The organism is Pseudonocardia sp. 73-21 (assembly GCF_001899645.1).
Classification (GTDB): domain Bacteria; phylum Actinomycetota; class Actinomycetes; order Mycobacteriales; family Pseudonocardiaceae; genus Pseudonocardia.
In genome coordinates this window covers 34,862-47,589 of the sequence record NZ_MKVV01000061.1, presented here as the reverse complement: position 1 = coordinate 47,589, position 12,728 = coordinate 34,862, and the positions used below count along the sequence as shown (strand labels likewise).

Annotated in this window: 11 protein-coding genes; 5 read left to right on the top strand and 6 right to left on the bottom strand. The window is 72.7% G+C overall.

Annotation, left to right across the window (positions count from 1 at the left end; translation table 11 throughout):
* Positions 1-30 precede the first annotated feature (30 nt).
* The 4 genes from BGP03_RS20040 (at position 31) to BGP03_RS20025 (ending at position 3,033) form a co-directional block, all read left to right on the top strand.
* Positions 31-405, top strand: a complete 375-nt coding sequence (locus tag BGP03_RS20040; protein ID WP_296373699.1) for a TIGR03618 family F420-dependent PPOX class oxidoreductase — start codon at positions 31-33, stop codon at positions 403-405.
* Positions 406-584: 179 nt separating this feature from the next.
* Positions 585-1,898, top strand: a complete 1,314-nt coding sequence (locus BGP03_RS20035) for an ATP-dependent 6-phosphofructokinase (RefSeq protein WP_296373851.1) — start codon at positions 585-587, stop codon at positions 1,896-1,898.
* Between the two features lie 222 nt (positions 1,899-2,120).
* Positions 2,121-2,279: a hypothetical protein gene (locus BGP03_RS20030; protein WP_298797412.1), complete on the top strand. Its 159-nt coding sequence runs from the start codon at positions 2,121-2,123 to the stop codon at positions 2,277-2,279.
* Positions 2,280-2,343: 64 nt separating this feature from the next.
* On the top strand, positions 2,344-3,033 hold the full coding sequence (locus tag BGP03_RS20025; protein ID WP_296373695.1) for an alpha/beta hydrolase: 690 nt from the start codon (positions 2,344-2,346) through the stop codon (positions 3,031-3,033).
* Positions 3,034-3,086: 53 nt separating this feature from the next.
* Here the strand turns inward: BGP03_RS20025 and BGP03_RS20020 are convergent, their stop codons facing one another.
* From BGP03_RS20020 to BGP03_RS20000, 5 genes are all read right to left on the bottom strand, one after another.
* A complete protein-coding gene (locus tag BGP03_RS20020) occupies positions 3,087-4,583 on the bottom strand; it encodes a long-chain fatty acid--CoA ligase (protein WP_298797409.1) in 1,497 nt (498 codons plus the stop codon).
* A gap of 51 nt (positions 4,584-4,634) precedes the next feature.
* Positions 4,635-6,197: an APC family permease gene (locus tag BGP03_RS20015; protein ID WP_299737024.1), complete on the bottom strand. Its 1,563-nt coding sequence runs from the start codon at positions 6,195-6,197 to the stop codon at positions 4,635-4,637.
* A 208-nt stretch (positions 6,198-6,405) separates the two neighbouring features.
* Entirely contained in the window at positions 6,406-8,529 is a 2,124-nt protein-coding gene (locus BGP03_RS20010) for an acyl-CoA dehydrogenase (RefSeq protein ID WP_296373692.1), read from the bottom strand.
* A 35-nt stretch (positions 8,530-8,564) separates the two neighbouring features.
* Positions 8,565-9,329 carry a crotonase/enoyl-CoA hydratase family protein gene (locus BGP03_RS20005; protein ID WP_296373690.1) on the bottom strand — a complete coding sequence of 255 codons (765 nt, stop codon included), beginning with the start codon at positions 9,327-9,329 and terminating at the stop codon, positions 8,565-8,567.
* Between the two features lie 61 nt (positions 9,330-9,390).
* Positions 9,391-9,657: a hypothetical protein gene (locus BGP03_RS20000; protein ID WP_296373688.1), complete on the bottom strand. Its 267-nt coding sequence runs from the start codon at positions 9,655-9,657 to the stop codon at positions 9,391-9,393.
* A 105-nt stretch (positions 9,658-9,762) separates the two neighbouring features.
* On the opposite strand from BGP03_RS20000, the gene BGP03_RS19995 reads away from it, so the two are divergent.
* The gene (locus BGP03_RS19995; RefSeq protein ID WP_298797433.1) at positions 9,763-10,911 is read left to right on the top strand and encodes a CoA transferase; all 1,149 of its coding nucleotides are present in this window, start codon (positions 9,763-9,765) and stop codon (positions 10,909-10,911) included.
* Positions 10,912-10,977: 66 nt separating this feature from the next.
* Here BGP03_RS19995 and BGP03_RS19990 read toward each other — a convergent pair whose 3' ends face one another.
* Complete coding sequence (locus BGP03_RS19990) at positions 10,978-12,726, bottom strand: trypsin-like peptidase domain-containing protein (protein WP_298797404.1); 1,749 nt, start codon at positions 12,724-12,726, stop codon at positions 10,978-10,980.
* Positions 12,727-12,728 lie beyond the last annotated feature (2 nt).

Below are 12,728 nucleotides of genomic sequence, written 5' to 3'. Positions count from 1 at the left end.
GTCCGGGTCGTCCGCGGGTAGGTTGATCAGGTGGATGCGTCGCCGGAGTTCCGGCTGTTCTGGACCGAGCGGCACCTGTGCACGCTGGTCACCCTGCGCCGTGACGGCACGCCGCACGTCGTGCCCGTCGGCGTCACGCTCGACGTGGAGGCCGCGCTGGCCCGCGTCATCTGCACTGGTGGCACGCAGAAGGCGCTCAACGCCGAGCGCGGGGGTCTCGCCGTCGTGTCCCAGGTGGACGGTCGGCGCTGGTCCACGCTGGAGGGCCCGGCGGTCGTGAACAAGGACCCCGACGCGGTGGCCGAGGCCGTCCGCCGCTACGCCGAGCGGTACCGGCAGCCCCGCGTGAACCCCGAGCGGGTGGTGATCGAGATCTCCGTCGCGCGCGTTCTGGGGTCCCTCTAGCCCGACGGAGGGCGATCGGGGACACTGAAACGGTCAAGAGGGCCGCGGTCCCCACCGTCGCGGCGCGGCCCGCCGGCCTGAACCGCTGCAGGAGCGCCGCTGTGACCACCGCGTTCGGGGACGAGCACGCCCACGACGACAACGTCGTCGCGCTGCCCCGCGTCCAGGACACGCCCGACCTGACGATCCCCACCCTCGGCCCGTCGCGGATCACGTCACCGATGGCCCCGCTCCTCGACGCGCGGCGCACCACCGAGCACTACGTCGACGAGCACGACCGCGTGCTGCTCGACGACACCGTCGCGGGGATGAGCTCACGCGGCGTGCAGCTCGCCGACCTGCCCGGCTTCGAGCCCTGCGGGCCCCGTCGCAAGATCTTCTTCGACCCGTCCAAGACCCGCGCGGCCATCGTCACCTGCGGCGGGCTGTGTCCCGGCCTCAACGACGTGATCGCCGGGCTGGTGCGCACGCTGACCTACCACTACCGCGTGCGCCGGGTGGTCGGCATCCGCAACGGCTACCAGGGCTTCGTGGCCGACTACGGCCACGACGTCGTCGAGCTCACGCCCGAGGCGGTCCGCGACATCGCCACCGACGGCGGCACGGTGCTCGGTACCTCGCGCGGCCCGCAGGACCCCGACGTGATCGTCGACTGCCTGGAGCAGCTGCACATCAACGTGCTGTTCGTGATCGGAGGTGACGGCTCGATGCGCGGCGCCATGAAGATCGCGGCCACCGTCGCCGAGCGGGGGCTGATGATCTCGGTCGTCGGCATCCCGAAGACCATCGACAACGACATCCCCTACATCGACCAGAGCTTCGGCTTCCAGACCGCGTTCAGCATCGCGAGCGACGCGATCCGCGCGGCGCAGGTCGAGGCGCAGTCCACCGCGAACGGGATCGGGCTGGTCAAGCTCATGGGCCGGCACTCCGGTTTCATCGCCTGCTACGCCGCGCTCGCGCGCTCGGGCGCCGACGTGGTGCTCATCCCCGAGGTCCCCTTCGGCCTCGACGGCGAGCAGGGGTTGTTGGCCCACCTGCGGCGCCGCGTCGAGGACCGCGGGCACGCCGTCGTCGTCGTGGCGGAGGGGGCGGGGCAGGACCTGCTCGGCCACACAGTTGACGATCATGGCGCCCGCGACGCCTCCGGCAACGCCAAGCTCCAGGACATCGGCCCGTACCTGCGCCGCCGCATCGGCGACCACTTCTCCGACGCCGGCGTCGAGACGTCGATCCGCTACATCGACCCCAGCTACGCCATCCGCAGCGTGCCGGCGAACCCGTACGACTCGGTGTACTGCGTGCGGTTGTCGCAGGCGGCCGTGCACGCGGCGATGTCCGGGCGCACGGAGATGGTGGTGGGCCGCTGGCGGCGCCGTTTCGTCCACATCCCGATGGGGGTGGCGGTGAGCCGGCGCAACCAGGTCGACCCGCACGGCGACCTGTGGATGGCGGTGCTGGAGTCCACACAGCAGCCGGTCCGCTTCGGCTGACCCCTCTCGCGAGTCGGGGTCTCCGTGTCCGCGAGTCGGGCTCTCCGTGCGCGCGAGTCGGCGTCCCTGCGTGCGCGAGTCGGGCTCTGCGTGCGTCCGAGTCGGGTTGTGGGTGCGTCGGGATTCCGGTCCCGGGTCGCACCACACCGCCGACTCGCGCACGTGGAACCGCCGACTCGCGGGGTGGGGCAGGGGGACTGGGAAGATCGGGCCGGGGCCCCCGTGACGGCCGCGCGCGGCTCGCAGCTGGTGGTGGTCGGGCGGCTGATCCCGGCGGGCCGCATCCTCGTGGTGCTCGCCGTCGCCGCGCTCGAGGTAGCCGACGGTCACGACCGCGGCCGGCCTCCACCGGAACTCCGCGGCCAGCGAGCGTCCCCGTGATCTCGGCGCCGATCGCGCCGGCGAGGAGCAACCAACCCATGGCCCGGGACAGTACGGTCCTGCGATGACCTTCGTCCTCGTCCACGGGGCCTGCCACGGCGGCTGGTGCTGGTCGCGCGTGGCCCCGCTGCTGCGCGCCGCCGGCCACGACGTCTTCACCCCGACGCTCACGGGCTTCGGCGAGCGCGCCCACCTGCTCACCGCCGACGTCGGCCCGGCCACGGTCGTGCAGGACGTCGTCGCGGTGCTGGAGTGCGAGGAGCTGACCGACGTGGTGCTGGTCGGGCACAGCTTCGGCGCGCTGGTGGCGCTCGGGGTGGCCGACCGCGTGCCGGAGCGGCTGGCCCGTCTCGTGATCCTCGACGGGGTGCTGGTCGACCCGGGGCAGCCGGGGTTCGCCGGGCTGCCACCGGAAGCGGCCCGGGAACGGACGGCGCAGGCGGCCGGCGGGCCGACCTATCCACCGCCCCCGGCCACCAACTTCGGCGTGAGCGACCCCTCCGACCTGGCCTGGCTGCAGCGCCGCCTCACCCCGCACCCGCTGCGCACCTACACCGAGCCGTTCGGGTTGCGGGCGCCACTGGGCAACGGCGTGCCGACGACCTACGTCCGCTGCACCGACCCGGTCTACACGCCGGTGGACGCGGCCGAGGCGATCGTCGCGCGCGAGGGCTGGGAGCGCCGCGAGCTCGCCACCGGCCACGACGCGATGATCACCGCCCCGGAGCTGACCGCGCAGATGTTGCTGAGCTGAGGTCGTGCGCGGAAATCGGTGCTCTGGCACTGATTTCCGCGCACGGGACGGCGTCAGGCGCCGGTTCCCTCCGGCGCCTGCACCTCGCGGCGGAGGATCTTGCCGGTCGGGCCCTTGGGCAACTGGTCCACCACCCACACGTGACGCGGGTACTTGTAGGCCGCCACCCGCTCCTTGACGAACGCCGAGAGCTCCTCGGGCTCCGCCGACTGCCCGTCCTTGAACGCGACGGCGGCGCCGATCTCCTCGCCGAGGCTCGCGTCCTTGATGCCGATCACCGCGGCCTCCGCTACGGCCGGGTGCTCGTAGAGGGCCTCCTCGATCTCGCGCGGGTAGACGTTGTAGCCGCCGCGGATGATGAGGTCCTTCTTGCGGTCGACGATCGTGTAGTAGCCCTCGTCGTCCTTGGTGGCCACGTCACCGGTGCGGAACCAGCCGTCCGGGATGGCCTCGGCCGTGGCCTCGGGGCGGCCCCAGTAGCCCTTCATGACGTTCTCGCCGCGGATGGCGATCTCGCCGGGTTCGCCGTTGGCCACCTCGTTGCCGTCGTCGTCGACGACCTTCATCTCGCAGCCGGGCACCTCGACGCCGATGGTGCCGGGCTTGCGCTCCATGCCGGGCTGGTTGAACGAGGCGACGGGCGAGGTCTCCGAGAGTCCGTAGCCCTCGAGGATCACACAGCCGAACTTCTCCTCGAACGCCTTCATGATCTCCACCGGCATCGCGGAGCCACCGGAGATGCAGGTGCGCAGCGTGGACATGTCGGCGCCGTCGGCGTCGGCGTGGTGCAGCATCCCCGCGTACATCGTCGGGACGCCCTCGAACACCGTGACCTTGTCGCGCGCCACCACCGACAGCGCCTTGCCGGGGTCGAAGCGGGGGATCAGCGTGAGGCAGGAGCCGTTGCGGACCGAGGCGTTGAGCCCGCAGGTCAGGCCGAACACGTGGAACAGCGGCAGGCAGCCCATGATCACGTCCTCGGGCGTGATCTGGATCAGCGCCTCGACGGTGACGGCCGCGTTGCTCGCCAGGTTGTGGTGGGTGAGCTCGGCGCCCTTGGGCTGCCCGGTGGTGCCGGAGGTGTAGAGGATCACCGCCGTGTCGGAGTCGTCGCGCTCGACGGGCTCGGTGACCGGCGTGCCGGACGACTCGCCGGGCCCCATCGCCCCGACGACCACGGACTCGACGCCCTCCGCCTTGGCACCCTCGGGCACGGCGTCGCCACCGCCGTCCCAGCCGAACACCAGCGACATGCCCGAGTCCTTGAGGTAGTACTGCACCTCGCGGGCCTTGAGCAGCGGGTTCATCGGGACGACGGTGGCGCCGGCCAGCAGCGAGCCGTAGAACAGGATCGGGTACGCGGGCACGTTGGGCAGGACGAGCCCCACGCGGTCACCCGGCTTGATGCCCTTCTCCACCAGCGTCCCCGCCACCGCGGCCGCGGCGGCGAGGAGATCGCTGTAGGTCAGGACGTGGTCGTCGAGGCGGACGGCGGGACGGTCGCCGTGCTCCGCCGCGGTGGCCACCAGGTTGGCCGCAAGATTGGTCATCGTCGACTCCATCGCTCAGCTCGGGTTGGTGGCCACCCTAGATGAGACGGATCACCCCAGCAGGGCCTCCTCGGCGTCGGCCTCCTCCTGCTCCCTGCGGGCGGCCGCGGCGACCCGGGCCGTGGGCAGGGCCATGCGCACGCCCAGGAAGAACACCGCCACGCTGAACACCGCGACGACGAGCAGGTCCCACCAGTCCGGAATGACCTTCAGTCCGTCGTACTGGCCCAGGTAGGAGATCACGCCGAGCCCGATGAACCACGGCAGCATCCAGCCGAGCGACGCGAGGTCGAACGGCGGGCGCTCCAGCGGCTTGTGGAACGCGTACGACAGCCCGAAGATCACGAACCCGGCGAGGATCGCGAGCAGCAGCTTCGACACGGCCGTCCACGACGCCCAGTAGATGATCTCGTTGGCGAAGACGAACGCCAGCGGGGCCATCACCTCGGCGGCGGGCAGCTTGTAGGGCCGCGGCCGGTCGGGGTCGACGCGGCGCAGGGCGATCAGCGTGATGGGCGCGAACCCGTACATGATCACCGTGGCCGAGGTGACGATCCCGACGAGGCTCTGCCAGCTCGGGAACGGCAGGAAGCAGATCAGCCCGACGACGAACGCCAGCAGCACCGACGTCCACGGCACACCACGGGTGGAGATCTTCGCGATGCCCTTGGGCACGTAGCCGGCGTGGCCGAGCGCGTAGGACAGCCGCGCCGACGTGCCGACGTAGACCAGGCCCGTGCCGGCGGGGGAGATGAACGCGTCGACGTAGAGGATCACGGCGAGCCAGCCGAGGCCGAGCGACGTGGCCAGGGTGGCGTAGGGGCCGAAGTCGCCCTTGCCGACGGGGTTGTCCCAGCCGTTCAGGATGTCGGCCGGGTTGAGGGCACCGATGAACGCGACCTCGAGCGCCAGGTAGATCAGCGTCCCCACGATCACCGCGCTGATCACCGCGCGCGGGATGTTCTTCTGCGGTTCCTTGGCCTCCCCGGCCATCTGCACCGCCTGCTCGAACCCCTGCAGGGCGAACACCACGCCGAGTGGGAGCGCCGCGAAGACGCCGTGCGCGCCGTAGGGGGCGAAGCTGCCGCCCGCGGTGAAGTTGCTGCCGTGGAACGAGATGAACACCAGCACGATGACGGTGAGGACGGGCACGGCGGTCTTCCAGATCACCGCGATCTTGTTCGACTCCGCCAGCCACTTGACGCCCGCCACGTTGAGCAGCGTGAACACCAGCATGAGGACGACGGCGTAGACCAGACCCAGGTTGGTGAGCGACCCGTTCGTGTCGACCAGGCCGGGGAAGATGTGGTCCATGTAGGACAGCGCCGCCTCCACCTCGATCGGCGCGATCGTCACGGCCTGCAGCCACGCCACCCAGCCCGCCGTGAACCCGGCGATCGAGCCGAAGGCCAGCCGCGGCCAGCGGGCGGTGCCGCCGGCCAGCGGGTAGGTCGCCCCCAGCTCCGCGTGCACGAGCGCGAGCAGGATGAGGATGACCCCGGCGAGGATCCACGACAGGACCGACGCGCCTCCCGCCACCTGGGCCGCGGTGAGGGCACCGAGCAGCCAGCCCGATCCGATGATGGATCCGAGCGATATGAACATCAGCGACATGAAACCGATGTCGCGTTTCAATCCGCTTGATCCCGTGCCTGCCGACTTGTCTGAAACGTCCGTCACGGTGCGCCTCCGATGTGGCTGGTGGGGCCAGTTCCGGACATGTTGCGCCGTCAGGAGTTCGTTAACGTCCGCCGAAAGGGTGGCTGATTGTTGCGATCACATTTATGGTCGTGACCTGCGGGAACATTCCTCCCGCCGTGTCCTATTTGCTGATCAGGGGATCGCGCGGAAGGCCCAGAAGGCGCTCGGCCACCTGGTTGCGGGCGATTTCCGACGTTCCGCCCGCAATGGTCATGCTGCGCCCGTAGAGATAGGTGCGCATGACCAGCTCGTTCCCGCCCATCACCGCGGCGGCCCCGGCGAGCTTCACCCCCAGCTCCGCGACGCGCTGGCCGTGCTCGCTGGAGAACAGCTTCGAGAGGTTGCCCTCCGGGCCCGGCTCGGTCCCGCCGACGGCCCGGGCGGCCTGGCGCAGCAGGAGCAGCCGGGTGGTCAGCTCGTCGGCGATCAGGGTGCCGACGTCGCGGTGTGCCGCCTGCGGGTCGGGCGACGCCGCGGCCAACGGCAGCAGGTGCCAGGCGCGCAGCGGCAGGACGCCCGCGGCGCCGCCGCCGATGGAGACGCGCTCGTTGCCCAGCGTGGCCCGCGCGACCCGCCAGCCCTGGCCGACCTCGCCCACCACGCACTCGTCGGGCACGAACACGTCGTCGAGGAAGACCTCGTTGAACATCGAGTCGCCGCTGAGCTGACGCAGCGGCCGGACGTCGACGCCGGGCGTCCTCAGGTCGATCGCCATCATCGTGATGCCCGCGTGCTTCGCCCCCGACGAGTCGGTGCGGACGGTGGCGAAACCCCAGTCGGACAGGTGGGCGCGGGTGGTCCACACCTTCTGGCCGGTGACCCGCCAGCCCCCGTCGACCCGGACGCCGCGCGTGGAGATCGCGGCCGCATCGGAGCCGGCGCCGGGCTCGGAGAACAGCTGGCACCACTCGGTCTCGCCGCGCAGCGCGGGCCCGGTCCAGCGCTCGATCTGCTCGGGGGTGCCGTGCTGCACGATCGTCTGGATGTTCCAGGCCGTGATGCCCAGCGACGGCACGTCGAGGCCCGCGAACTCCTGCTCGATGACGAGCTGCTCGGCGGCGGAGGCGTCGCGGCCCCACGGAGCGGGCCAGTGGGGCACGAGGTAGCCCGACTCCGCCATCGCGGTACGGACGGCCTGGGCGTCCTTGCCCTCCAGCGACGCGACGAACGCGCGCACGGCGGAGCGGTACTCCTCGGCCTCGGGCGGCAGATCGAGGTCGGGGGAGCGCTTGACGCCGCCGCCGACGAGCGTGGCCACCTCGTGCTCGGCGACGCCCGTGCGCGCCACGTACGCGGCCAGCGTGATGGCCCGGCGCAGGTACAGGTGGGCGTCGTGCTCCCAGGTGAAGCCGATGCCGCCGTGCAGCTGGATGTTCAGCTCCGCGGCCCGGACGGCGGCGGGCACCGACCGGACGGCCGCGATGGCCGCCGCCAGCTCGGCCCCGGGCGTGCCGGGCTCGGCGCGGGCGGCGTCCCAGGCCGCCGCGACGGCGAGCTCGGCGTCGACGAGGAGGTTGGCGCAGTGGTGCTTGACGGCCTGGAACGTGCCGATCGTGCGCCCGAACTGCGAGCGCTCCTTGGCGTAGGCGACGGCCATGTCGAGGCACGCGTAGGCGCTGCCGGCGGCCTCCGCCGCGGCCAGCACCCGGGCGAGCCGGCGCGCGACGGCGGCGCCGCCCGGGATCCGCCCCAGTTCCGGCCCGGCGCTGACCTTCGCCGACCGTCGCGTGGGGTCCAGGCCGTCCTTCGGGATCTGACGCTCCGTGGTGGCCGCGTCGACCACGACGACGTCGTCGCCCACGACCAGCAGCACGACGTCGGCGAGCCCGCCGCCGAGCACCAGCTCGTCGGTGACCCGCCCGTTCTGCTCGACGGCCGCGAGCCCGACCGCGCCGACCTTCGAGCCGTCGACGAGCCCGGGCAGCAGCGACGCCTTCAGCTCGGCGCTGCCCGCCTCGACGAGGATCGCCGAGGCCAGCACCGTCGGCAGGAACGGGCCGGGCGCGACCACGCGGCCCAGCTCCTCCAGCACCACGGCCAGCTCACCGAGGCCGGCGCCCTCGCCGCCGAACTCCTCGGGCACGGCGAGCCCGAGCCAGCCCAGCGACGCGAGCTCCTTCCAGTACGCGGGCAGCGGCTCGTCGGCCTGGTCGAGCAGACCGCGGGCGGCCACGCGCTGGCCGGTGAGGAAGGACCGGGCCACCTCGGCGAGGGACTTGTGGTCGTCGGTGATGGCGAGGGGCATGCGACGTCTCCAGGATTCGAGAAAGGGTGGGGGGTCTACTCGCCGGTCCAGACGGGGGCGCGCTTCTCCGCGAACGCGGTGGCACCCTCGCGGGCGTCCTTGCTGGTCATGACGGGTCGCATGATCGCTTCCTGGCGCTGCCAACGCTCGTCGGCGGGCCAGTCGGCCCCCTCGGCCACGATCTGCTTCGTGGCGCGGATGGCCAGCGGGCCGTTCGCGGTGATCTTCCGGGCCAGCTCCAGCGCCCCGACGAGGGCCTCGCCGGGGTCGGTGAGGTGGTTGACCAGGCCCCAGGTGTGGGCGTCCTCGGCGCCGAAGAAGTCGCCGGTCAGGGCGTACTCCATCGCGATGGCGCGCGGGATGCGCTGGGGCAGCCGGAACAGCCCGCCGGCGCCGGCCACCAGCGAGCGCTTGGTCTCCGGCAGGCCGAACTTGGCCTCCCGGGAGGCGACGATCAGATCGCAGGCCAGGGCGATCTCGCAGCCGCCCGCGAGCGCGTAGCCCTCCACCGCGGCGATCATCGGCTTGGCCGGCGGGGTCAGCGTGATGCCGGCCAGGCCCCGACCCTCCACCGACGGGATGTCGCCGGTCAGGAAGGCCTTGAGGTCCATCCCGGAGCAGAACGAGCCGCCGGCCCCGGTGAGCACGCCCACCGCGAGCGTCGGGTCCTCGTCGAGCTCGTCCAGCGCCGCGGCCACCGCGTGGGCGAGCGCGCCGTTGACGGCGTTGCGCGCCTGCGGGCGGTTCATCGTGATCACCAGGACCGCGCCGTCGCGCTCGGTCAGCACCTCGTCGGACATGCTCCGGAGCCTAACCCCGAACAGACAGTCCTGACTGTCATCCGCGTCCGGTCGCGGGCCATCACCGGCTCATCCGCACTCCGACGGGCGGCTGCTTCGTGGACATCCTGCCCGCGCTGATCGTCCTCGGGATCGGGGCCGGGCGCGCGCTGCCCGCGGTCACGACGACCACCGTGTCGGAGGCGACGCCGGCCGACGCCGGGCTGGTCTCGGGCCCGGCCACCACGAGCCAGCAGGTGGGCGGGGCGCTCGGCACCGCGGTGCCGGCCGCACGGTGGCACTGCTGGCCGCGGGCGCACCGGCGCAGCCGGCCCTCGTCGTCGGCCACCACTGGTGTTCGGGATCGGCGCAGTGGCCGTGGCGGCGTCGGCGGTGGTGACGCTGACCGTGCTGCGGACCCGGCGGCGGCCCGCTGTGTTCTGATCGGCAGGTGATCGATGACGATGCGCCCGCCACCGGACCGCTCGCGGGAGTGGTCGTCGCCGACTTCTCCCGCATCCTCGCCGGCCCCTACGCCACCATGCTGCTCGCCGACCTCGGCGCCACCGTGATCAAGGTGGAGGGCCCGCCGACCGGCGACGACACCCGCACCTGGACCCCGCCGGTCTCCGACGACGGGACGGCCACGTACTACCTGTCGATCAACCGCAACAAGCGCTCGATCGTGCTGGACCTCGCCGACCCGGGGGACCTCGACGTCGCGCACCGGCTCGCCGCCCGCGCCGACGTCATGATCGAGAACTTCAAGCCGGGCGGGCTCGTCCGGTTCGGGCTGGACCACGCCTCGGTCGCGGCCACCAACCCGGGCGTCGTCTACTGCTCGATCAGCGGGTTCGGGACGGCCGGCGGCGCCGCGCTGCCCGGCTACGACCTGCTGGCCCAGGCCGTGTCCGGGCTGATGAGCGTCACCGGCGAGCCCGACGGCGGCCCGACCAAGGCCGGCGTCGCGCTGTTCGACGTGACCACCGGCCTGCACGCGGCGATCGCGATCCTCGCCGCCCTGCACCACCGCGAACGCACCGGGGAGGGCCAGCGGGTGGAGACGAACCTGCTCTCGGCGGCGCTGTCGGGGCTGGTCAACCACACCTCGGCCTACCTCGCCGCCGACGTCGTGCCGAGACGGATGGGCAACGCGCACGCCAGCCTGTTCCCCTACGAGCCGCTCCCCACCGGCGACGGTGACCTGATCGTCATCGCCGCCAACGACAACCAGTGGCGGCGGCTCGTCGGCGCGCTCGAGGCGCCCGAGCTCCTGGAGGACCCGCGTTTCGGCTCGATGGGGGAGCGCAACACCCACCGCGACGCGCTGCGCGTGCTGCTGCTGGAACGCCTCGCCACCCGCTCGGCGCAGGAGTGGTTCGACATCCTGACCGCCGCGGGAGTGCCGTGCGGGCCGATCAACACCGTCGAGCAGGGGATCGCGCTGGCCGACCGGCTCGGCCTGGAACCGGTGGTGAGCCCGGGTGGCGCGCCGAGCGTCCGCAGCCCCGTGACGTACTCCGCCACGCCGCCGTCCTACCGGCGCCCGCCGCCGGCCCTGGGTGCGGACGGCGACGAGATCCGGGCATGGCTGGAGGACTGAGCGCGCAGGGAACCGGCCGGGCGCAGGAGGGGCCGCCCAGCCGGTTCCGGTGTCAGGATGTGCGGGTCAGTTGCCGCCGCCGCCGAAGGGGTTGAGGTTGCCGAACGGGTTGCTGCCGCCCCCGTTCCCGCTGCCGCCGCCGAACGGGTTGGCGTTCTCCCCGCCGGTGCCGGTGCTGGCCGCCTTGTCGGTCTGGCTGCCCAGCGTGACCTGCACGGTCTTCGACGCGCCGCCGCTGGTGACGGTGAGCGTCACCTGCTGGCCGGGGGCGTAGGACCCGATGCGGGCGACCAGGTCGGAGAAGTTCTCGACCTTCGCGTCGCCCACCTTCGTGACGACGTCGCCCGCCGCGAGCCCGGCGCCGGCCGCGGGCGAACCGGGCTGCACCGTGGTGATGGTGGCGCCGCCGCCCTGGGCGGTCTGGCCGCCGCTGCGGCCGGTGACCCCCAGCACCGGCTTGGTGGCGCTGCCGGTCTTGATGATCTCCTGGGCCACCCGCTTGGCCTGGTCCACGGGGATCGCGAAGCCCAGGCCGATGCTGCCCGTGCTCTGCGAGCTGCCCGTCGCGATCGCGGAGTTGATGCCGATGACCTGGCCGTCGAGGTTGACGAGCGGGCCGCCGGAGTTGCCCTGGTTGATCGGCGCGTCGGTCTGCAGCCCGTTGTAGACGACGCCGGGGCCGCCGTTCTCGCTCTGCACCGAGACGGTGCGGTTGAACGCGCTGACGATGCCGGTGGTGACCGTGCCGGTGAGCCCCTGCGGGGAACCGATCGCCACCACCTGCTGCCCGACCTGCACGCTGGAGCTCTCGCCCAGCACGGCCGGCGTGAGACCGGAGACGCCCTGCAGCTTGATCACCGCGAGGTCGTAGCTGGGGGAGGTGCCCAGCACAGTGGCCTGGTGCTCGCTGCCGTCGGCCAGCGTCACGGTGATCGCGCCGGTGGCGCCCGCGACGACGTGGTTGTTGGTGAGCACGTCGCCGTCGGCGGTGAGGATGACACCACTGCCCTCGGCGGTGCCCTGGGCCAGCGCGACCTGGATGTCGACGGTGCTGGGCATCGCCTTCGCCGCGGCCGCGGCGACCGAGCCGGGCACGATGTTGGCGGCGTTGGACGCCGACGACGCGGGCGACTGCGTCAGCGTGGTGCCCGATCCCCGGTCGAGGAGGGCGTAGGCCCCGCCGAAGCCGAGCCCGCCGCCCACGACGCCCGCGATCAGGGCCGCGGCCACGATGCCGGTCATCGTGCGGGACCTGCGGGGCTTCTCCGCGACGGCGGTGCCGCCCTGCTGCGCGGCGTGCTGGCCGTAGGGCCACCCCGAGCCGGAGGGCGTCTCGCCGGGCTTGTCCCCGACGCTCGGGAACTGCGAGGTGTCGGTCGTGGAGCGCTCGGCCTCGCCCTCCGCGCGCGGAGGGGCCCAGGACGATGCCGCGTAGGAGCTGGTGGGACGGTCGCCGTGGGCCTGGCCGGGCTGCTGACCGCCGTAGGGCCGGCCCGCGTACGGCTGCTGGCCGTAGGGCTGGCCGGCGTAGGGCTGGCCGTGCCCGGCGCCGTAGGCCTGGCCCGGCGCGGCGTAACCCTGCCCGGCCGGTGCTCCCGCCGGGACGGGGCTCGCCGGGGTCTGGGTCGCCGGGGTCTGCGAGGAGGGCGTCTGGGAGGTCGCCGTCCCGGACGCGGTGCCCTCGGCCGGGGTCGGCGTCGGGGCGGCGGCGTCCGGGTTGCCCTCGGGCGCGGACGGAACGGGGTGCTGGTCGGTGCGGGAGCCGTCAGCCGGAGCGTCTGCGTCCCGGCCCTGCTCCCTCTGCTCGTCGCTCATGT